General features: G+C 38.4%; 19 protein-coding genes. 8 read left to right on the plus strand and 11 right to left on the minus strand.

The window, feature by feature from the left end; translation table 11 throughout:
- Window positions 1-126 precede the first annotated feature (126 nt).
- Window positions 127-1287: an MFS transporter gene (locus G6R09_RS03025; RefSeq protein WP_205522971.1), complete on the plus strand. Its 1161-nt coding sequence runs from the start codon at window positions 127-129 to the stop codon at window positions 1285-1287.
- Between the two features lie 105 nt (window positions 1288-1392).
- On the opposite strand, the gene G6R09_RS03030 is transcribed toward G6R09_RS03025, so the two are convergent.
- Window positions 1393-2298, minus strand: coding sequence for an ROK family protein (locus G6R09_RS03030; protein WP_163920438.1), 906 nt, complete (start codon window positions 2296-2298; stop codon window positions 1393-1395).
- A 255-nt stretch (window positions 2299-2553) separates the two neighbouring features.
- Here G6R09_RS03030 and rodA point away from each other — a divergent pair, with 255 nt between their 5' ends.
- Window positions 2554-3645: a rod shape-determining protein RodA gene (gene rodA / locus G6R09_RS03035; protein WP_065166750.1), complete on the plus strand. Its 1092-nt coding sequence runs from the start codon at window positions 2554-2556 to the stop codon at window positions 3643-3645.
- Between the two features lie 97 nt (window positions 3646-3742).
- On the opposite strand, the gene G6R09_RS03040 is transcribed toward rodA, so the two are convergent.
- The 4 genes from G6R09_RS03040 to G6R09_RS03055 all read right to left on the minus strand — a co-directional run bounded on the left by G6R09_RS03040 (window position 3743) and on the right by G6R09_RS03055 (window position 6831).
- Window positions 3743-4741: an outer membrane beta-barrel protein gene (locus G6R09_RS03040; RefSeq protein ID WP_163920440.1), complete on the minus strand. Its 999-nt coding sequence runs from the start codon at window positions 4739-4741 to the stop codon at window positions 3743-3745.
- Window positions 4742-4912: 171 nt separating this feature from the next.
- Window positions 4913-5149 carry a DUF3389 domain-containing protein gene (locus G6R09_RS03045; RefSeq protein WP_163920441.1) on the minus strand — a complete coding sequence of 79 codons (237 nt, stop codon included), beginning with the start codon at window positions 5147-5149 and terminating at the stop codon, window positions 4913-4915.
- Window positions 5150-5154: 5 nt separating this feature from the next.
- Window positions 5155-5583: a hotdog fold thioesterase gene (locus tag G6R09_RS03050; protein ID WP_087844590.1), complete on the minus strand. Its 429-nt coding sequence runs from the start codon at window positions 5581-5583 to the stop codon at window positions 5155-5157.
- A gap of 204 nt (window positions 5584-5787) precedes the next feature.
- Window positions 5788-6831, minus strand: coding sequence for an OmpA family protein (locus tag G6R09_RS03055; RefSeq protein WP_065176958.1), 1044 nt, complete (start codon window positions 6829-6831; stop codon window positions 5788-5790).
- Between the two features lie 562 nt (window positions 6832-7393).
- Here G6R09_RS03055 and G6R09_RS03060 point away from each other — a divergent pair.
- Window positions 7394-8863, plus strand: coding sequence for an FAD-dependent oxidoreductase (locus G6R09_RS03060; protein ID WP_065176957.1), 1470 nt, complete (start codon window positions 7394-7396; stop codon window positions 8861-8863).
- Window positions 8864-8941: 78 nt separating this feature from the next.
- Here the strand turns inward: G6R09_RS03060 and G6R09_RS03065 are convergent, their stop codons facing one another.
- Window positions 8942-9670: a chromosome segregation ATPase gene (locus G6R09_RS03065; protein ID WP_163920443.1), complete on the minus strand. Its 729-nt coding sequence runs from the start codon at window positions 9668-9670 to the stop codon at window positions 8942-8944.
- A 289-nt stretch (window positions 9671-9959) separates the two neighbouring features.
- Between G6R09_RS03065 and G6R09_RS03070 the strand changes: the two genes are divergently transcribed.
- On the plus strand, window positions 9960-10463 hold the full coding sequence (locus G6R09_RS03070) for a hypothetical protein (protein ID WP_065166744.1): 504 nt from the start codon (window positions 9960-9962) through the stop codon (window positions 10461-10463).
- A gap of 12 nt (window positions 10464-10475) precedes the next feature.
- Here G6R09_RS03070 and G6R09_RS03075 read toward each other — a convergent pair whose 3' ends face one another.
- Window positions 10476-11534: a PTS transporter subunit IIC gene (locus G6R09_RS03075; RefSeq protein WP_065176955.1), complete on the minus strand. Its 1059-nt coding sequence runs from the start codon at window positions 11532-11534 to the stop codon at window positions 10476-10478.
- Window positions 11535-11820: 286 nt separating this feature from the next.
- On the opposite strand from G6R09_RS03075, the gene G6R09_RS03080 reads away from it, so the two are divergent.
- Complete coding sequence (locus tag G6R09_RS03080; RefSeq protein ID WP_205522972.1) at window positions 11821-12792, plus strand: DNA ligase; 972 nt, start codon at window positions 11821-11823, stop codon at window positions 12790-12792.
- A 150-nt stretch (window positions 12793-12942) separates the two neighbouring features.
- Complete coding sequence (locus G6R09_RS03085; RefSeq protein ID WP_065166742.1) at window positions 12943-13278, plus strand: cytochrome c; 336 nt, start codon at window positions 12943-12945, stop codon at window positions 13276-13278.
- Window positions 13279-13287: 9 nt separating this feature from the next.
- On the opposite strand, the gene G6R09_RS03090 is transcribed toward G6R09_RS03085, so the two are convergent.
- Window positions 13288-14334, minus strand: coding sequence for an FUSC family protein (locus G6R09_RS03090; RefSeq protein ID WP_163920445.1), 1047 nt, complete (start codon window positions 14332-14334; stop codon window positions 13288-13290).
- Window positions 14335-14638: 304 nt separating this feature from the next.
- Here G6R09_RS03090 and G6R09_RS03095 point away from each other — a divergent pair, with 304 nt between their 5' ends.
- Both G6R09_RS03095 and G6R09_RS03100 read left to right on the plus strand, forming a co-directional pair.
- Window positions 14639-15784, plus strand: coding sequence for a M14-type cytosolic carboxypeptidase (locus tag G6R09_RS03095; RefSeq protein WP_087844596.1), 1146 nt, complete (start codon window positions 14639-14641; stop codon window positions 15782-15784).
- 266 nt (window positions 15785-16050) lie between these two features.
- Window positions 16051-16776: a helix-turn-helix domain-containing protein gene (locus tag G6R09_RS03100; RefSeq protein ID WP_163920447.1), complete on the plus strand. Its 726-nt coding sequence runs from the start codon at window positions 16051-16053 to the stop codon at window positions 16774-16776.
- 102 nt (window positions 16777-16878) lie between these two features.
- Here G6R09_RS03100 and G6R09_RS03105 read toward each other — a convergent pair whose 3' ends face one another.
- From G6R09_RS03105 to G6R09_RS03115, 3 genes are read right to left on the minus strand one after another with little or no spacing between them, the layout of a single operon-like run.
- Window positions 16879-17862 (minus strand): GTP pyrophosphokinase family protein, encoded by a 984-nt coding sequence (locus G6R09_RS03105; protein WP_163920449.1) that lies wholly within the window; start codon window positions 17860-17862, stop codon window positions 16879-16881.
- Window positions 17859-18962: a nucleoid-associated protein gene (locus tag G6R09_RS03110; protein WP_163920451.1), complete on the minus strand. Its 1104-nt coding sequence runs from the start codon at window positions 18960-18962 to the stop codon at window positions 17859-17861. The genes G6R09_RS03105 and G6R09_RS03110 overlap by 4 nt, the downstream gene beginning before the upstream one ends.
- 15 nt (window positions 18963-18977) lie before the next feature.
- Window positions 18978-19457, minus strand: a complete 480-nt coding sequence (locus G6R09_RS03115; RefSeq protein ID WP_163920453.1) for an SLATT domain-containing protein — start codon at window positions 19455-19457, stop codon at window positions 18978-18980.
- Between the last annotated feature and the right edge of the window lie 87 nt (window positions 19458-19544).

Raw genomic sequence — 19544 nt, forward strand, 5'->3', positions numbered from 1 at the left:
CTAAACAGCACTGTCTCTTCTACCTAATCAGCCTTTCTGGTTGGTGGGTTTAATACTCTTTCAGGATTACTCCTTTTATTAAAAGAGACAGATATTCTAAACCGAATTTATGTGGAGAGTACGGTAGTGCAACAAACCACTACTTGTCACCAAAGCAACGGCATGCTTGTGCCAGTTGCGGGACTAACTGTATTTGCAATTGCTTCAGGCTACTTAATGAGCTTGATCCCGCTATCATTAGCAAATTTTAATATTGATAGTAGCTATGCTAGTTGGTTAGCGAGTATCTATTATATTGGCTTATTAATCGGATCATTAATGATTGAACCGATTATTGGCAAAATAGGTCACCGTATTGCCTTTATTAGCTTTCTTGCATTATTAGCTTCAACGGTTGCTGTGTTGCCTTTGTTTCCACACAAAGAAGTTTGGTTATTTGCACGTTTAGTTGCAGGTATGGCTGTTGCAGGTATTTTTGTTGTCGTTGAATCATGGCTATTGATTGGCGATAGCGCAAAAGAGCGCGCTAAACGTCTTGGTTTTTACATGACGTCATTATATGGCGGTACGACAATTGGTCAGCTTGCTGTTGGCTATTTCGGTATTAAAGGGTTCATTCCTTTTGTTGTGATCATGGTATTACTGCTACTTGCTATTTTACCACCATTATTGATCAAGCAAGGCCAGCCAGATAACAGCGGTCACCAAGTATTGTCACTTAAACAAATTTCACGTTTAAGTAAGCCTGCAATTATTGGCTGTATTACTTCAGGCGTAGTAATGGGTAGCATCTATGGCCTAATGCCATTGGCACTGAAAAAGAGTGAGCTAACAACTAACCAAATTGGTGTGTTAATGGCTGCGATTATTTTAGGTGGTATGGTTATTCAGCCTATTGTTAGTAAGCTGTCGATTCGTATGAGCAAAACATTACTATTAGCATTAATGTCATTGTTAGGTGTATTTGCGATGGGTCTAACTTACTTATCACCAGATTACATCGTGTTAATCACAGCATTAGCGCTACTTGGTATGTCTGCATTTGCGTTATACCCAATTGCGATCACATTAGCGTGTGATAATTTAGATTCATCATATATTGTTGCAGCGACGCAAGTGATGCTATTTAGTTACAGCATTGGCTCAGCATTAGGTCCAATTGGTGCTAATAGCTTTATGGCACAAAAAGATGGATTAATGGACTTCTTCTTTATTGTTCTACTTGCAACAGCTATTTATATGCTATTTGCAAGTTTACAACGCAAGCCTCAAATTTTGGCAAGCTAAGTACAATAAAAGAGCTAAAAAAGGCGTGATGGCAGTAGTTATTAACACTAACTAATTTGCTATCACGCCTTTTTGTTATCTGATAATAATCAATTAAAGAGCTATTTATTTAACCAACGCTGCAGCACCAAAAACACCCGCACTGTCACCCAAATCTGGCTTCACTATTTGAGTATTAAGCTCGCCATTAAAGAGATGCGGTAAAATCGCCGCTTTGGCATGCTGATATAACGCATCAATATTACCCACGCCACCGCCAATCACTATCACATCAGGATCTAACACATTGATGATCTGCGCCGCTGCAATACCAAAGTAATGCGACATTCTTGCCAAGGTTGCTTGCGCCTGAGGATCATTCTCAGCGGTTAATTCAACAATCTCAGGCAATGAGAGTGCTTGCCCTGTTTGTTCGAAATAAAATCGCTCTAATCCTTTGCCTGAAATCACCGTTTCTAAACAGCCGGATTGACCGCAATAACAAGCTGCACCGTTAGGTTCGATTACATTGTGTCCCCACTCACCAGCAATACCATGACAGCCATATAATCCTTTACCATTAACGACAACACCAGAGCCAACGCCAGTGCCCATAATGATCCCAAACACCACTTCTGCATTGGGTTTAACTCGCTTTGCAGCCCCAAAGTGCGCTTCTGCTAAGGCGAAACAGTTGGCATCGTTAGCTAACACTACCTTAGCGCCAAGTCGTTTAGTCAGATCTTTATCAAGCGGTTTACCATTAAGGGCGGTTGAATTACAGTTTTTCATCACGCCATAGTGAGGATCTAACGTACCCGGAGTACCAAAGCCAATCGCTTGAGGTCGTTGCCCTAATTGCTCAGCACAGTGGTTAATCAATATCTCAATTTGATTTAAAATATGATCATAACCTTGATCGCTTTCTGTTGCGATTCGCTCTCGTACTACACAAGTATCAGTGCTACGTTCAATCACTGCACACTCAATTTTGGTACCGCCTAAATCAACACCCCAATAATAACGATCCATTGTTACTCCACTGCTATTTTGTTATTTCGAGTTAGTATACTTGAGGCATAGGAGTAAATACTGCGATCTTGCCGAAATTTTATTCGATAATATCTATTATTGGGGCGATTAAAGCGTAAAAATTGTGCATTTATTAGCTCACAGCAACAGAAATACATTTTCTTGCAAAATATCTCTTGTAGCGAAGCGATATTATTTTAAAGTAGCGGTACTTTTCATCGATGCGCAATTTCGCGTGGCTTACAGTAGTACTAAATGAATAAATACCGTCCTTATCTTGATATGCCTCTTTGTATATCAATTCTCCTTTTGATTACATTTAGTTCATTAACCGTATGGAGTGCCAGCAGCTTTAGTGTACCCATCATTGAGCGTCATCTTATTCGTGGCATGCTAGCGATTGGTGCATTAATTGTGATGTCTGCAATCGCGCCAGCCACTTATCAACGTTATACACCCTATTTATTTCTGCTAACGGTAATTTTATTACTGGGTGTTTTTGTTAGCGGTGACAGTACCAACGGTTCACGACGCTGGTTAGCGCTTGGGCCGATTCGTTTTCAGCCATCAGAGCTGGTAAAAGTCGCTGTGCCGCTAATGATGGCGTGGATTTTAATTGCAGAAGCAGGACGTCCAACTCTTAAAAAAATCCTGATTTGTTTGATGATAACAGCGATTCCGGCTGGACTGATTTTTATTCAGCCGGATCTTGATGGTGCCATCTTTACCATTTTGTACGCGTTATTTGTACTTTATTACGCAGGCATGAGTTGGAAGTTAATATCAACAGTGTTAGGCATTATTGGCGTTAGCATCCCTTTAGCTTGGTATTTTGTAATGGCAACCTACCAGAAAAAACGCGTACTGCAATTTCTTAACCCAGAATCAGATCCACTTGGCTCGGGCTATCAAATTATTCAATCAAAAATTGCAATTGGCTCAGGAGGCTTGCGCGGTAAAGGTTGGACAGATGCCACTCAAGGTAATTTAGGCTTTATCCCTGAAAGTCACACTGACTTTATTTTTTCAACCTTTGCTGAAGAATGGGGATTTTGGGGAAGCGCATTACTATTAGGGATTTACGCCTTTATGACCTTTCGCGTTATTTGGTTAGCTAATCAATCGGAATCACCGTTTGCGCGTTTAGTCAGTGCCTCTTTTGCCCTTAGTTTCTTTTTATATAGCTTTATTAATATTGGCATGGTGAGTGGTGTGTTGCCTGTAATGGGAAGTCCGTTACCTTTCTTTAGCTATGGTGGTTCTGCCATTATTACTCAAGGGGCTATCTTTGGCATGATAATGTCTTTGTGTTTACGTAAAAAATCTATTTGCGCACCAAGTAAATAATCCTTTCTTGTTACAAAAAGCCATATAAAAAAGCCAATCATGGACATTATTTGCATGATTGGCTTTTTACTATTTTTGCTACAACATTAAGGTTAGATTAACGCTCAGAAGCAGCTTCTGTCGCAATCTTTAACGCAGGAGAAGTAATCTCTACACGACGGTTCTGTGCACGTCCTTCAGCAGTATCATTGCTAGCCACAGGATGTTGTTCACCCATACCTTGCGCTGTAACTTGTGCAGGATCTGCAACATATTTGGCTAATTCAGAAGCAACAGCGTTAGCACGTTTTTCAGATAATGTTTGGTTATAAGCCGCTGTACCAGTATTAGACGTATAGCCAGTTACAACAACGGTAGCGTTAGGGTAACGGGTTAAACGCTGCTTCATAGGTTGCAGTGCTTTTTCATTATCAGCGGTTAATTTATACTGATTAACACCATAACCTAATGATAATGTTGATGGCTCAATTGTTACCGTTTGTGCCATTGCAGGTGCAATAGTATCAACGACTACAGGCTTCGCTCCCCAGTTGTAAACCAAGCTTAAGCCATAGAAGTTAGTATCAAACTTATAGCTTAAATCAGTACCACGAGGTTTTGAGGTTAAATCGTGGTAGTACTGGTATTCAAGACGTGTAGATAAGTGATCGGTTAATTGATACTCAACACCCGCACCAACAGTACCTACAACATGATCATCTGTATCACTGATCCCATTACCATGGTAAGCCGTTAGCATATAACTGCCGCCCGCTTTAGCAAATAAGCCCCAGCTATCATTAAGATGCCACGTTGCTTTACCCGTTAAATCAAACGCGTGTTGTTTAATATTTTGATGGTTAACCTGTGCATCACCCAGCCACGTATAGCCAGTCTCAACCGCGAACCATGGGGTAATGTTATAACCTGCAAAAATACCAGCACCCAGATCGTTTTGTTTCAAACCAAGGTTCGATGCATGGCCATTATGTTCAAAGTGTGAATAATTAGCATCACCTAAACGAACACCAACATAATAAGGATTAGCAGGAGCTGCATGAGCAACGCCAGAAAGAAGAACAGCAAGCGGTAACAGCGCAAAATATTTTTTAGACATATTATTTACTTTATAATGATTAATATTAGATATATTGTCGATGCAATTAACTGCACAGTTACTAATAATGCCAAAATAGTATTTATTTGTCATACTTAAATAAAAATAAAGCCATTTAGTGATGATTAACATCAAGATTGAATCGCAAAACACCAACAATAGCTCAAATAATCAGTAATGCGTAATAGCAATCCCTATCTCAGCGGCTAACTGCTGCATTTGCTCATCAGTATCTAATTTCACCGACCAATTCAAACCACTACCAACAGCAGTGATCACATTGCCCCCCCCAATTAAGGTTAATTCGTCAACTTGTGCCTGCATCGTAATTCGGCAATCACCTTCAATTCGAATAACAACTTCATGTTGAGTCGCAATAATTTTGCCTTGAGAAAAAGTAATGATCATTGTGTTTACTGCTTTTTATGTTTTAAAACGGCCATCGTTAAACGACTGGTACAAACGAGTCGCTGACGTTCATCGCGAATTTCAATCTGCCATACTTGCGTTGTCGCACCAAGATGCAACGGTGTCGCCTTTCCTGTCACCACGCCGCTACGTACCGCGCGAATATGGTTAGCATTAATATCTAAACCGACGCAATAATAATCAGTGGTTACTGCAAAATTAGCCGCTAATGAACCTAATGTTTCAGCTAAAACGACAGAAGCACCACCATGTAACATGCCTAATGGTTGATGAGTACGGCAATCTACTGGCATGGTTGCAGACAAAGATGAATCATCAAATGCAACGTACTTGATCCCTAAATGTTCGACTAAGGTATTTTTAGAGGTCTGATTAAAAACGTCTAACGTAAATGGTCGTTGCCAAATAGCCATAATATTCTCTGGTTAGTTATTAGGTATAACACCTACTGCTGCGGGATAGTATTATGATATCACTCTCACGATAAGTTCGAAAAAAATACTCAGATTATCGACAGCAAGCGTCGTTATGGCTTAGTCAATATACGGCAGTTAACAAATAGCAGCAAAAAAAAAAGCGCCAACTAGGCGCTTTTTAAAAATACATTTACGTAATACTTATTGAGCAACAGCTGCTACAGCTTCTTGTTCAATTTCAAAACCAGGAGTCGTTACATCTGCACGACGGTTTTGAGCACGACCTTCAGAAGTATCGTTTGATGCAGCTGGGTCTAGTTCACCACGACCTTCCGCAGATACACGGCTAGGATCAATGTTGAAGTGCTTAGTTAAGTATGTAGCAACAGTAAGAGCACGTTGCTCAGATAGGTTCTGGTTGTATGCTTCAGCACCAGTGCTATCTGTGTGACCAATAACAACAAGTTGTGCTTCAGGGAAGTTCACAAGACGTTGTGCGATTGGGTCTAGACGTTGCTTATCTTCTGCAGATAGTTCGTTGCTATCAAATGCGAATGGCATTTCAGCAGAAATAGGCTCTAGTTGAATAGTTGTAGCTTCAACAACTTCAGCAACAACAGGAGCAACTACCGCAGGAGCACCCCAACCGTATACAAGGCTCACACCGTAGTAGTGTGCGTCCCAGTTGTATTTAGTCTCAGCAGGTTTCACTTCCATATTGTGGTAGTACTGGTATTCAGCACGAGCAGAAAGGTTATCTGTGAAGTGGTATTCTGCACCAAGACCCGCTGTAGCAATTAGGCTATCGTCACGATCAGATAGACCCGTTACTTTATCGTGGAAACGAGAGAACTGCCATGCACCACCGATTTTAGTGTAAAGATCGATTGAGTTAGTTGGCTGGTAAGTGAACTTACCTACAAGATCAATAACTTGTTGCTCAACTTTTTTGCTATGAGCATCATCATTTTTCAGTGTTACTTCGCCTAACCAAGTATAACCTGATTCAATTGCGAACCATGGTGTTACGTTGTAACCCATGAAGATACCGCCAGCAAAATCATCTTTATCGATAGAGTGAGAATCGCTTGGGTTAGTGTTAACGTTACCAGCTTTCGCGTCAAAATCAGCGTAATGAACACCACCAGCGCGTGCGCCAACGTAAAATGGGTTTTCAGTTGCTGCGTTTACTGCACCTGAAACAAGAAGTGCAAGAGGTAAAACTACCAGATTCATTTTAGACATTATTTATCCTTTATTATACTTATAACCACTACTGCTGTTTTATTGAGATTCCAACATAGAAATGTAATTCGCGACCACACTTTTATATTTAAGTTCAAAAAAACAGGATGCAATTTAGCAAAAGAAAAAATAAAAATCCATAATAAATAAATAATAACAACCAAAAAAAAATATAACGCATTGAAAATAAAGAATAAATAAAAAGCAATATTGGCTCTATTTATTCACTAAAACACGAAAATTATTTTCAAAAAGGATATGTATCATTCATATAACAACCATAATCAAGCATAAATATATCAAAAACAAATAACAAGACCTCAAAAACACCCCTAAAAAACCAACAAATACCTATAAAGAATCCAACATGCTAAATAATGAAACTATTTATAAGCAGAATAATACTTTACCGCTTTTGATTGGATTTTAATTAGTGGCTATTTCTCTTTATCGTATTACAACGTAAAATAAGTTTACTCATGCATTGAAGGGATTTATTGCATATGCTTTTATCAAATAAGTCCTTTCTATTGTTTTTAGCTGATTGACGTGTTCAAGCATTATGAATTTAATTGAAAGTAAAACGACATCCCTTCTCATCGCTGATTCACCGATCACGGTGGGTATTATTGGTGGCGGTATAGCTGGATCGACTATTGCACTTCGATTAGCTGAACAAGGTATAAATGTTCAGTTGTTTGAAGAAGGGAAAAGTCTTGTAAATGGCCCACCTATTTGTCACTTACATGCCGGTGGTAATCTTTATCGTGAGATATCAGATCAACAATGTATAACGCTACTTAAGCAATCTATTGATACATTGCGCGTTTACCAGCACACCTCAAATATTCGACCGACTGTTATTGCGATCCCTTGCAGTGATGCTGGTAATCCTGATGATTTATTGCCACGTTTAACATTATTACAGCAAACCTACCAAGCACTGGTTGCAGACGATGCGAAAAATTGTGTATTGGGCAACCCAAATGATTATTTTAAACTCTATCAACGCAGTGATTTAGAGCGTCTAGCATTACAAGATAATCCTCAACAACCTTTAACACCGGATCAATGGATGATCCCAGTTGCTAAATCAATTAATTTAGATCAATTTAAATACCCATTAGTCATGGTGCAGGAATATGGCTTAAGTGTTTTTAGAATTGCCGCAACACTGGCACTTGCCTTACAACGATTACCTCATTGTCATGTAAATACCAATACCAAAGTGACGTCGTTAGCTGAGCTACCTAATGGCTGGCAAGTTAGCTATCAAGATGCTACTCATCATCAACAGATTAATGTCGATTACTTGGTTAATGCTGGCGGCTATCGTACCGGAACAATTGATGATTTAGCACATATCCCCCGTCAACGGATGGTGGAATTTAAAGCGGCCTATGTTACCCATTGGCCACAATGTGATGCACAATGGCCAGAAGTTATTTTTCATGGTGAACGTGGTACGCCTAATGGTATGGCTCAATTAACACCTTACCCTGACGGTTTCTTCCAACTTCACGGTATGACGCAAGATATTACTTTATTTAAGAATGGCTTAGTGGCATCCAATGGTAATAGTGCTCAGCCACAATTAGATGCATCTTTTAAAGAGAAGTTGCAGCAACATTGGACGCAACAAGAAATAGAACAGCGCACTCAACGCGCCATTAACCACATGGCACAGTTTGTTAATCACTTTGATCAAGCGACGGTTGGTGGTAAACCTTTATTTGGTGCTCAGCAAATTCCAGGGAATGATCCAACTTTACGCGCCGCTGATGTTTCTTATTCGCATCAACGCTATGCGCGCTCTGAAATTGTTAAAGCCTCATCGGCATTATCTGTCGCTGACGCGATCATTGAACAACTGGCAGCATTGGATTTAATTCAGTCACCACTACCACAAACCCGTGAAAACGCATTTCCTGTGGCTCAGCAATTAAGCCTCAATGAAATCGTTAGTTATGCTGAAAAATTAGCAGCAGAGCGTGGTTTTCCAACCTCACTTGCGCGCCCAATTGGTCACTAGATATATACTGCGATAACAAATACAAAAATAGCTGCAATTTGCAGCTATTTTTATTTTATTTAGTAACAACAATAAACATTATTTTTTGCTTATTTCTTTATTACCTATTTCTTTATTACCTATTTCTTTATTAATAGCCGTTAAAGCCTGTTGCTGAGAAGCTAACGTTGCTTGTTGAGTCTTTAATAACCCCAGTTGTTGTTCATAATTATCACAGTCTTTTTGTGATACCCAATTCCAACTATTACCTGATTTAAACTCGTCACAAGCCTTTTTAAAGCCATTTGTTGTTTTGGTTAATTCAACAACTTGTGCTTGAGTGGCTTCCACATTCGCTTTCATCTCAGCTTGGCGTTTAAAATACTGCTGCGACTTATCAATCACCACTTGCTGTTTATTAGTGGTGGTTTTTAACTTAACAACTTCAGTATTTAGTTTCTTTTTCGTCACTTCTAATTTTTTTTGACTTACAGATAACTGCTGCTTTTTTTGTGCCAAAGATGCCAGTTGTTTTGCAAAGTCCTTTTTTTGTTTTTCTGCTAATGCAGTCATTGTCGCTAACTCTGTTGTTGCTTGAGCTAACTGTTGTTGCTGCTGTTCATTTTTTGTTACTAATGCTTGATATTGTTCAGTGCTATGCTGAAGCTGATCTGTTTGAGACTGCAGTTGTTGCTGACAAGCTTGTAGGCTAGGTGCACTACTGTTCTGCTCTACTTTCATTCCCACACCATAACCAATTGCACCACCGGCGATGAGTGCTAAAAGAGATAACAGCAAAGGGGTTTTACTCGTCGACTTAGTAGACATAATCACTTTCTCCATTTTATTTATTGGATTAAGAATCACTAATAGTTTTATCTACCAATGAAGTTACCACTTTCACTGGGATAGATTGTTAATTTTGCATCAAATAATCTTTTATTGTTTTAAAAAGATCTTAATTATTAGTTAATTCGCATCAATCCCTTGCCAATTCTCAATTTTAATAATGTGTTTCAACCGTAATATATTGTGATATTAGTCCATAAATATTACTCAACCACACTAGGATTAATTTAACGGATTTCAATACACCGCAAAATATATAGGTATGTTTATGATCACATCACTGATTGCCTTAACTGTTTCAGCATTTTCACTGCCTTTGCTTGAGAACTCTACCTATAGTCAGACCGACACTAAATGTACACTCACGGTAAAAGAACAACATTTACAAGAGAATACCGTTCTCACCATGTCTACAGATAAACGCAATAACTTTGATGTTAAAATTTACCATCTTAATGATCTTCAAGCGCCATCCCGCGGTGAATTAAGCCAGCATTCAATGGATAATATCGAACAATATCCATCCTTTAACTATATTGTCGACCACAACTTATTCAAACGGCTTGATAACCAAACAGCGATTTATACCGCCACCATTGCCAACGATAATTTTAGCCCTCAACGTTTTACTCAAGCATTTAAGACCCACAGCTATCGCACCACATTACACCTTGAGGGGCTGAAACCTTTTACTTTTATTGCTAGCCAACGCCAAGCCGATGCCTTTTTTCGTTGTGCAGAACAACAAATATCGACCCTCGCTAAGCGTTAGCCATAATCACGATTAGCTTAGTTTTAGAATTAGATCACTGTCTTTGATCCAGCCCTGACGACGCATTATATAAGCGACAATAAGTGTAATCAAAGCAGGTAAAACAAAATGCATCAGCACAATTAATCCATAGATATAACCACTGCTCACACCAGGTTGTTCCATCGCAATCAATGTTTGAATTTGCCCCACTAGGCCTGATGTTCCCATGCCGGCCCCCAAAGGTGTATTTTCCATATGAAATACCACCGTCGCGATAGGCCCCAACACCGCTGAAGCAATAATCGGTGGAATCCATATTTTGTAGTTCTTAACAATATTTGGCATTTGTAACATCGATGTGCCTAACCCCTGAGCAAATATGCCCGCCCAGCCGTTAACGCGATAACTCATAACAGCAAAACCAACCATTTGTGCTGCACAGCCGACCGTCGCAGCCCCTGCTGCCAACCCATTTAAACTCAACATAATTGCAATCGCCGCACTACTTATCGGTAAGGTTAATGCCATGCCCATTAATACCGCCACCAGCGCGCCCATGAGTAATGGTTGTAACTGGGTTGTCGACATAATTAATTGACCAAACTGGGTCATAACAGCGCCAACCAAGGGTCCAATCCAACTACCAATAAAAACGCCAACTAACACGGTAACGGCTGGCGTCACTAAAATATCAACCTTGGTTTCTCCAGCAACAACTTTACCGCACTCAACCGCGCAAATGGTTGCAACGAATGCACCCACGGGCCCTCCCATTGCCGCCCCAGCAGCACCAGCAATGGTAGAGGAAAATAACACTAATGGTGGCGCTTGTAGTGCATAAGCTATCGCAACACCAATGGCCGGCCCTGTCATTTGTTTTGCTATTGGCCATAAAACATCACTTAACAGCGGGATTGATAACTTAATACCAATAGTGTTTAGAATTGAACCAATTAACAACGAAGAAAACAATCCGAGCGCCATAAAACTCATGGCATGAATAAAATAACAATGAAACGAAATCTTGATATTTTTAGACACTAAAAACGTGTTAACGCGAGAAAAAAAACCAGATAAAGAAGGTTGCATTACAGCAAAGACCGTATGAAAAGCTCAATAATGACGAAATTTTACCTTAGCTCGCCTATAAATACAGTCAATAAATAACCTTTTTTTAGCATTTTGACTATATTGATACTCAACATACTTAATTCCTATTTAGCACCTCAAACACATAAATAATGTAACTGTAACTTGATTCACATTCTGTAGTTCCACCATTCGCACAAACGTAACTAAAAACAGGACACAGTAATTTACCCATTTAGCCCCTTTATTTACTGTTATGTCTTAATGTTCACGAGGGATCGATAGCATGACATCATTACCATTCCAACTCTGTAACAATCATTACAATGTGCATAATTTTCAATGCATTGGAAAACGATTAACCTCAATTGCCGCTTTGGTTAGCCTTTCACTCAGCTTTCCTGTTACTGCAGAGCAGGTGTCATTGATGTTGGCTAAAAGCTTACCCAGTGATCAACTTAATGCTGTCCATTACAGTGATGATGCTCAAATCCACGACAATTTTACTATTGCGGATTATTTAGTCAGTGAAAAACTGGATGGTATTCGTGCTTATTGGAATGGTAACCAGTTGCTGACAAAAACAGGCAATATCATCCATGCGCCTAATTGGTTTTATGCTAATTTCCCGTCAATACCGCTTGATGGTGAACTGTGGATTGAACGCGGTCAATTTCAAGCATTAACACGCACTGTGCTTGATAGTAGCCCCAACCATGAGGCGTGGCAGCGGGTTAATTACATGGTGTTTGATCTGCCGCATAACACAGCCCCTTTTGAACAACGCTACCGTCAATTGCAAGCATTGATTGACCAACAGCGGGATCATAATCATCGCCCAATCAAACACCTGCAATGGGTTGAGCATAAATCTCTCGATAATTTGGCAATCTTAATGCAATGGTTAGATATTGTGAGCAGTCATGACGGCGAAGGGCTAATGCTGCACCATAAATCAAATAATTACACAGCTGGTCGCACTGAACATTTATTAAAGCTCAAAAACCACCAAGACGCCGAAGCGATCATTATTGGCTATGAAGAAGGTAATGGGAAATACCAAGGTATGATGGGGGCGGTGTGGGTCAAAACATCAACCAATGACACCTTTAAAATAGGCTCAGGTTTTAATGATCAACAGCGGCAGTCTCCCCCTGCTATTGGCTCGACCATTCAATATCGTTATAACGGCTATACCGATCGAGGAATTCCTCGTTTTGCTCGCTTCGTTCGTATTAGAAATACACCTGATAGCTAATAACGACTACAAGTTATATAGCAATAATGTCATTGCCTACGACATTTGTTGTTACATTATTCACACAAAAACCAACATCAAGTCATTGATTAGTTATCGTATGGCTTTACTATACGATCATATATCTACATCTATAATGGACTATTCATCATGACGCTATTAAATATTTCTCGCCTTCTAACCACCGCTATTGTGCTCACGATTGGCATCAGTAGTCACGCTAATGCCATGCCTAAAGGTGATGCCACTAAGGGTGAGCTCAAAACACCAAGTTGCCGTTTTTGTCATGGCAGTAATGGCATCGCATCACAACCAAGCTACCCAAACCTTGCCGGTCAACAGCAGCAATATCTGTATGACGCGATGCTTGCCTATACCAACGGTACTCGAACAGGCCCGATGGCAACGATGATGAAAGGACAATTACAGAACCTTAATTCACAAGATCTGGCAGATATTGCGGCTTATTATTCGGCAATGAAATAACAGCTGACGTTAAAGTAGATCATTTTTAATCGTTTCAAATTGGCACAACCATTCAGAAAGCTCAGCTACCTGACGTGCCAATTCTCGATTAAGCCACAAATAGCCGTAGTAACTAATATCAGTACGGCTATCAACACTTGCTGATAATTTCGGATACAGGGCTAAGATCTCTAACTGGTTTTTATTGAGTACCATCAGTGGTTTTTCTGAATCCAATAAGTCCTCCCCCAATAATTCACACATTAGAGATAATTGCTCTTTAGCTTTTGATAATGCCCGTATTTCCTGCACTTTTTCTTTGCTATATTGATGTCGCCACTGAGTTTGAACGATATTCTCCAGCAAATTAAACATTCTTACCTGACAAGCAATCGCCTTTTTGACTGATAGCTTCATCTTTGGTGTCTCATGACCAATACTCGACTCTAATGCCGTGATCTTATTCAGTGTTTGACGCAATTTTACTAGCTGAACTTCACGATAAGCATCATCACTGTTGACCAACGCATTATGCTCAGAATAGTTTTGATGAAATAAACGTAAAAAATCACCACAGGCTAATTTAAAATGATCAGTGGCTTTGGCTGGAAATAAATATTGGCTCGCGATAATTGCGACTAACCCACCCCACAGCACATTGGTAGTACGCCATAATGCAATATGTAAATCCCCCGGGCCACTACCGGCAACTAATACTAAAGTGACAGAAGTTAAAATAGCGCTGTATGAATATTTACCAAGCGTAAAGTAAAGTGACACACTCAGCATTGCCACTAATAATCCATAGTGCCAATAGACATTATCACTTGGGAAAAAATACAGCGATAAACCGAGAATAGCTCCGATTGTCGTTCCCAAGATTCGCTGACTGGCTTTATCTGATACTTCACCAGAATACTTAGCTGACATCACCACGATGATCGTGATCGGTGCCCAAGTTGCGTAGGGGATCTTAAAAAATATATCGATAGAAAAAGCAATAATACAGGCGCTAATAATACGTAATACATGAAATAGACGCATGTACTTAATAATGTTGAGATGTAAGGCTTTCATTTAGAAGTGTAACCACACCAATGTTTACTCTGGATAGATTGATACAAATACCATACCCCTTTTAAGATAACCAGCCACATAAACGCAGCGCCTATGGCTTTAGTGCATAACTTATCACTATAAAAGCCAAGTTAGTCACATTAATGTGCTTTAATCATTGTTTTAATAAAAAGTATGCATTTTTATTGTAGCGTCATCACTTAAACTAACAATGAAACCTTATTTTGATGAACAAAAATCATTATCGATAGCCATCGTTTGTGATAGCCTAAATTAATACTTATAACGATAACGAGTAAAGACCATGAAAATTTTCAGTAACTTTGAAAGCGGTAGCATCAATGTAGTTAAAGCAGAAAGCAAAGACGACATTCAACTTAGTATTCCTAACGATAACCAATCTGAATTACATCAATGGTTTCACTTTCGTTTAGAGTCAGAAGCTCAGCAGCCACACACCATTAAGTTATTAGATCTTGCTAACTCAGCCTACCCTGAAGGTTGGAATGGCTATGATGTTGTGGCTTCTTACGATCGTGAAGAGTGGTTCCGTATTCCTTCAGAGTTTGATGGCGACACATTAACGTTTAACGTGATCCCTGAAAATGAATCAATGTACTTTGCTTACTTTGCACCGTACAGCTACGATCGTCATCAAGATCTATTGCATCTTGCACAAAGTCATTACAACTGTCGCCTAGAAACACTCGGTCATACATTAGATAACCGTGATGTTAGCCTATTGGTGATTGGTGATGAGCAAGACGCTGAAACCGAACAAGCACCAAAGAAAAAGATCTGGGTTATTGCACGTCAGCACCCAGGTGAAACCATGGCAGAATGGTTTGTTGAAGGCTTAGTACAACGCTTATTAGATGAAACCGACACTGTTGGTCGTGCCCTGCTAAACAAAGCCGTCTTCTATGTAGTACCAAACATGAACCCAGACGGCAGCGCACGTGGTCACCTACGCTTAAATGCAATCGGTGTAAACCTTAACCGCGAGTGGCAAACTCCATCATTGGAAAATAGCCCTGAAGTATTCTACGTACGCGAGAAAATGCTAGCAACAGGCGTAGATATGTTCCTTGATATTCACGGCGATGAGGCAATTCCATTTAACTTCGTTGCGGGTTCTGAAGGTATTCCATCATACGATGCGCGCCTTGAAAATCTTGAAAATAAATTCAAACAAGCGCTATTAACCGTTACGCCTGAATTCCAAGACGAGCACGGCTACGGCAAAGATAAGCCAGGCGAAGCGAACCTAACTGTGGCATCAAACTGGGTTGGCGAGCAATTTAACTGCTTGTCTTACACTGTTGAAATGCCATTTAAAGATCATAACAATCAGCCAGATAGCCTATACGGCTGGTCTCCTGAGCGTAGTATTGGCTTTGGACACGACACCCTAGCAGCAGTACTTGCTGTTACTGATGATCTTCGTTAAGACTGATTATTGCGACTTATAATATTAACGGCTACCTTTGGGTGGCCGTTTTTTTGAGTGTCTTTTTTAAATCTTTTATTTCAGCGCACTATAAGTAGATTCGCTCTCGCCAGCTCGAGTATTTACTCGCCCAATATCCGTCATCTGAAAGTCGAGGAACAAGGCTATCCGTGATCTACTCAACGCATGATTGAGCCTTAAAGACGCCAGTGAGGTATGTTTAATTTTATCGTAAATACAGAACAACCATTGGGTGAAAATTATGAGTGTCCTGTCTTTTTTTAAGATATTTAGCTTTAGGTGAGGGAGAACCGTTTGATAAAGAACAGATACTCTCAGGTACATGCCCTGATTTAAATATAGACAGCACTTCAACTTCAGAATTAATTAAAGATGAACCAATAAGAAAAATAACTCAGTTTCCTTATGATGGCGGTCGTTTAATAACCCAAAAATTAAAAGTATTAGCTAATGTCTCTGAGTTTCAAGATCTTGCTGAAGTATTTGATATCCCACGTTCAACAATCTCAACATGGCATACACGTAATATAACTCCTTATGAAGTCGTATTACGCACACATTTAGCTACGGGATGCTCATTAAAGTGGCTCATGCTTGATCAGGGTGAAGCATTTGAGAAAACAGAAGATTCTTCAATAAGTACACTCCCTATAGAAAAAATATCAAATGGGAGCTTAGAAACTAAAGGTCATATTTCTTTAGATTTAATTACGTTAGAAAAATATGACTTGGAAGAATCAACAACAACTGTTGTAGAGCAAGATCATAATCTCTATTTTGTGAATACACTTGAGACTAACCCAACATCAGGTCGATACTTAATAGATATAGATGGTTCACTATTAATTAACCATCTTCAGCGTTTACCCGGAAGAAAACTTGCAATAAGTTTTGGGGACTCTTCAGTTGAAATAGCACAAGAAGATATTAGAGTGATTGGTCGTATTGTGATAGTAATAGATAAAGAATAGCGATAAAAAATGAGTTAGCCAATAATGGCTAACTCATAAGTATAAAAATCATATCTAATTTTTAGTAATTTATATTAAAGGTATCACTATAATAATATATTATTAATTGTCTAATGATACACCCAGTAAACAAGAGAATTCATTAATAATATTCACATCAAGCGGCCAATCATTAATTAATCGACTTCTCCTACGGACAATTAACCACCCAATAAATAAGGAAATACTTTGCCTATATAAAGGATCAGTTAAGGATTTTAATTTAATCATATCTAACACATATGAATTAGACTTAAAGAAAGTTTGCATTGTATTTACAAGCTGTGAATCAATTAAGTCTTCAAATTCAGCAAGTACTACTAATCCCGACTTTTGCATAACCATAGGCTTAATACCAATAATATCTTCATATAATGAATCAAGATTTTTTTGTATATTAAACTCTTCAATATTCCCCATATTTAAGATTTGATGTACATTGGAGAAAAACTCATCTGTTGTTTCGATTAAAGCCATACTTTTAGCAACGGTTCTGTGAACCTGTGGTTCTACGCGCTTCTTAGCTTTATATATAGAATCATGAGTAAGCTCAGCATAAGCATGCTGAAGAAGAGTTCTTACTTGAATTTCACATGGAGTGTCCTTTGTTATTAAAATATCATCAATGGATATGTCTCTTGATGCCCTAACAACATAATGAACTGACTGATAAGTAAAAAGAAGAGGTGCTTTAATCCTTTCCCTTTCAAAATGACGACATTCCTTGTGATCCCAATCACCACAAGACGTAATAATATGGATTATTTCATCAATATGTTCGAGTAAAAGGACAACAAACCTAATACCAACCTTATCTTCAATATCATTATACGGATCAGTGTAACTTTTCCCTTCTCGATAAAAAGCCTTATCTATCAATGAATCAGCTTCTTTAACTCGAGGGACTGCCGGTTGCTTCAAATATGACGATAAATCATAACCTTTAGATGAAAGTTGCTCAATAATAGTTGATGTGACAAACTTGCCCCATGCTTCATACATAGACTTTTCATTGAGCCACTTATCCAAAAAGGTTTCTTTGTTCATCCCTGATTAACAATCTGATCTTTAATTAAAATATTAGTCCATTTTACAGCATCACCAGCTTCATTTCTTTCAATAGTTTTAATTTGTACTAATTGTTGAAATAAATCAGAAGGAGCAATTATTTTTATGTTCTTACTAAAGGATAACCTACGCATTTTAAGATGACTTGTAATATGTTCTATATCTTTAGTAAATGCAGTAACAGGTAACTCTCTAAGTTCAAGATATTCAACATATAGGTCACGATTTGCAACTGAAAAATATCTATCAGAAAATTCAATCGCGCTTACTATTTCACTATTTTCTACTTTTAAATAGGAAACTAAAGAATTACGTAAGTCGTTCTTATCTTCTGCGCTAATTTCTAATTTATCAATAAAACTACAAGTATAATTATAAAAATCCTTAGTCTGCCTTGCACTTGTTTCTGGGTAACCACAACCAAGAAAATTCGCATAAAAATACTGTGCCGCAGCTTTGCCGTCAGTCTGACTTATCTGAGAATCAGAAATGTATACCTCCCAAGAATTATTGAGATTAAGTTCATCAGAATCTTCATCAATATGATTTCCAGTATATGCAAAACCTGCTGTCTTGAATAATTTTGTCGAAGGTGTTAACAACGCTTCTTCTACATATTCTAATGAAATTTCATTGGTCGATTCATTTTTAGTTTTAGCATAAGCACTATGAATATCGGCTTTCATTATACCTATAATTGTATTTCGATTATCAACATCTCCAAAAATACCTTTAAATACAACAACAATTCCCCCCTGCAATTGCTTTCTCTTCTGAGAATCAGCTAGCTTATCTGCAATATCATACGATAAATTTAAAAAATCATCGTCATTGGCATTACATAATTTCTGAATAATTGTTGCAACATCATTACTACCTTGATTAACAATAACCATATTAACGGCTTTAGACTGCGATCCTAATGCATAGATTACACGTTGCTTAAATGTTTCCAATGCTATTGTGTCAAAATTAATTAATTCATTACTTTTTAAGGGTGGTATTTTATTACCATCAAGATCGCGTTGAAAAATTTGATGTATAGCAATCTTGCTTATATTGAGATCTAACAAATGCATTTATCTTAACCTTCATTACTTATTTGGTATATTTACTTGTTTGGTTAACTGAGGTTTATAAATGATACTCCGCCATTCATTACTATCTCTTTCCCAAATATCTTGATATTTTTCGAATATTTCTGCTGCAAATTCCTCGCTTGTTCGCTCAGATGAAATACAGTAATTCAGATGATTTTTTAAATGATAAAGATCTAACAAAGTGGATTTTTGTCGTACCCATAGTTTCTTGTGATCAAATACCGCAATCCAACCGCTAACAATTGTTAAAAGTGCTCCTAATGCAAGTGCTATATTTTGCTGAACACCTTCATAGCCAGTAATTTTTAACCCCAGCGTTAATGTGATCAATGCCCCAAGTACAATTGATGCGCCATTAACCCATTGAGCTTTACTTTTGTGCTTTTCCACTTTTGGTTTTAATGTACTTATACTGCTGTCAATTTGTTCTCTTAAGAATGAAAACGTAGGAACATTATTTTCTTGTTGATTCATAAGGTTAAGTTTCTAAATTAGTGTAACTAAAAATAAACAGACCGATTTTCCCACAACCATAAGCCATTGAAAATAAAATATGCATCA

Source organism: Photobacterium sp. Alg240-V54 (assembly GCF_900537155.1).
GTDB lineage: Bacteria > Pseudomonadota > Gammaproteobacteria > Enterobacterales > Vibrionaceae > Photobacterium.

Bases quoted from the DNA above. Each gene is read 5' to 3' on its own strand.
- rodA (WP_065166750.1), top strand. From the start codon at position 2,554: ATGAATAAATACCGTCCTTATCTTGATATGCCTCTTTGTATATCAATT.
- G6R09_RS03090 (WP_163920445.1), bottom strand. From the start codon at position 14,334: ATGAAAGCCTTACATCTCAACATTATTAAGTACATGCGTCTATTTCAT.
- G6R09_RS03075 (WP_065176955.1), bottom strand. From the start codon at position 11,534: ATGCAACCTTCTTTATCTGGTTTTTTTTCTCGCGTTAACACGTTTTTA.
- G6R09_RS03030 (WP_163920438.1), bottom strand. From the start codon at position 2,298: ATGGATCGTTATTATTGGGGTGTTGATTTAGGCGGTACCAAAATTGAG.
- G6R09_RS03055 (WP_065176958.1), bottom strand. From the start codon at position 6,831: ATGTCTAAAATGAATCTGGTAGTTTTACCTCTTGCACTTCTTGTTTCA.
- G6R09_RS03060 (WP_065176957.1), top strand. From the start codon at position 7,394: ATGAATTTAATTGAAAGTAAAACGACATCCCTTCTCATCGCTGATTCA.
- G6R09_RS03045 (WP_163920441.1), bottom strand. From the start codon at position 5,149: ATGATCATTACTTTTTCTCAAGGCAAAATTATTGCGACTCAACATGAA.
- G6R09_RS03040 (WP_163920440.1), bottom strand. From the start codon at position 4,741: ATGTCTAAAAAATATTTTGCGCTGTTACCGCTTGCTGTTCTTCTTTCT.
- G6R09_RS03050 (WP_087844590.1), bottom strand. From the start codon at position 5,583: ATGGCTATTTGGCAACGACCATTTACGTTAGACGTTTTTAATCAGACC.
- G6R09_RS03065 (WP_163920443.1), bottom strand. From the start codon at position 9,670: ATGTCTACTAAGTCGACGAGTAAAACCCCTTTGCTGTTATCTCTTTTA.
- G6R09_RS03080 (WP_205522972.1), top strand. From the start codon at position 11,821: ATGACATCATTACCATTCCAACTCTGTAACAATCATTACAATGTGCAT.
- G6R09_RS03070 (WP_065166744.1), top strand. From the start codon at position 9,960: ATGATCACATCACTGATTGCCTTAACTGTTTCAGCATTTTCACTGCCT.
- G6R09_RS03105 (WP_163920449.1), bottom strand. From the start codon at position 17,862: ATGAACAAAGAAACCTTTTTGGATAAGTGGCTCAATGAAAAGTCTATG.
- G6R09_RS03085 (WP_065166742.1), top strand. From the start codon at position 12,943: ATGACGCTATTAAATATTTCTCGCCTTCTAACCACCGCTATTGTGCTC.
- G6R09_RS03115 (WP_163920453.1), bottom strand. From the start codon at position 19,457: ATGAATCAACAAGAAAATAATGTTCCTACGTTTTCATTCTTAAGAGAA.
- G6R09_RS03095 (WP_087844596.1), top strand. From the start codon at position 14,639: ATGAAAATTTTCAGTAACTTTGAAAGCGGTAGCATCAATGTAGTTAAA.
- G6R09_RS03110 (WP_163920451.1), bottom strand. From the start codon at position 18,962: ATGCATTTGTTAGATCTCAATATAAGCAAGATTGCTATACATCAAATT.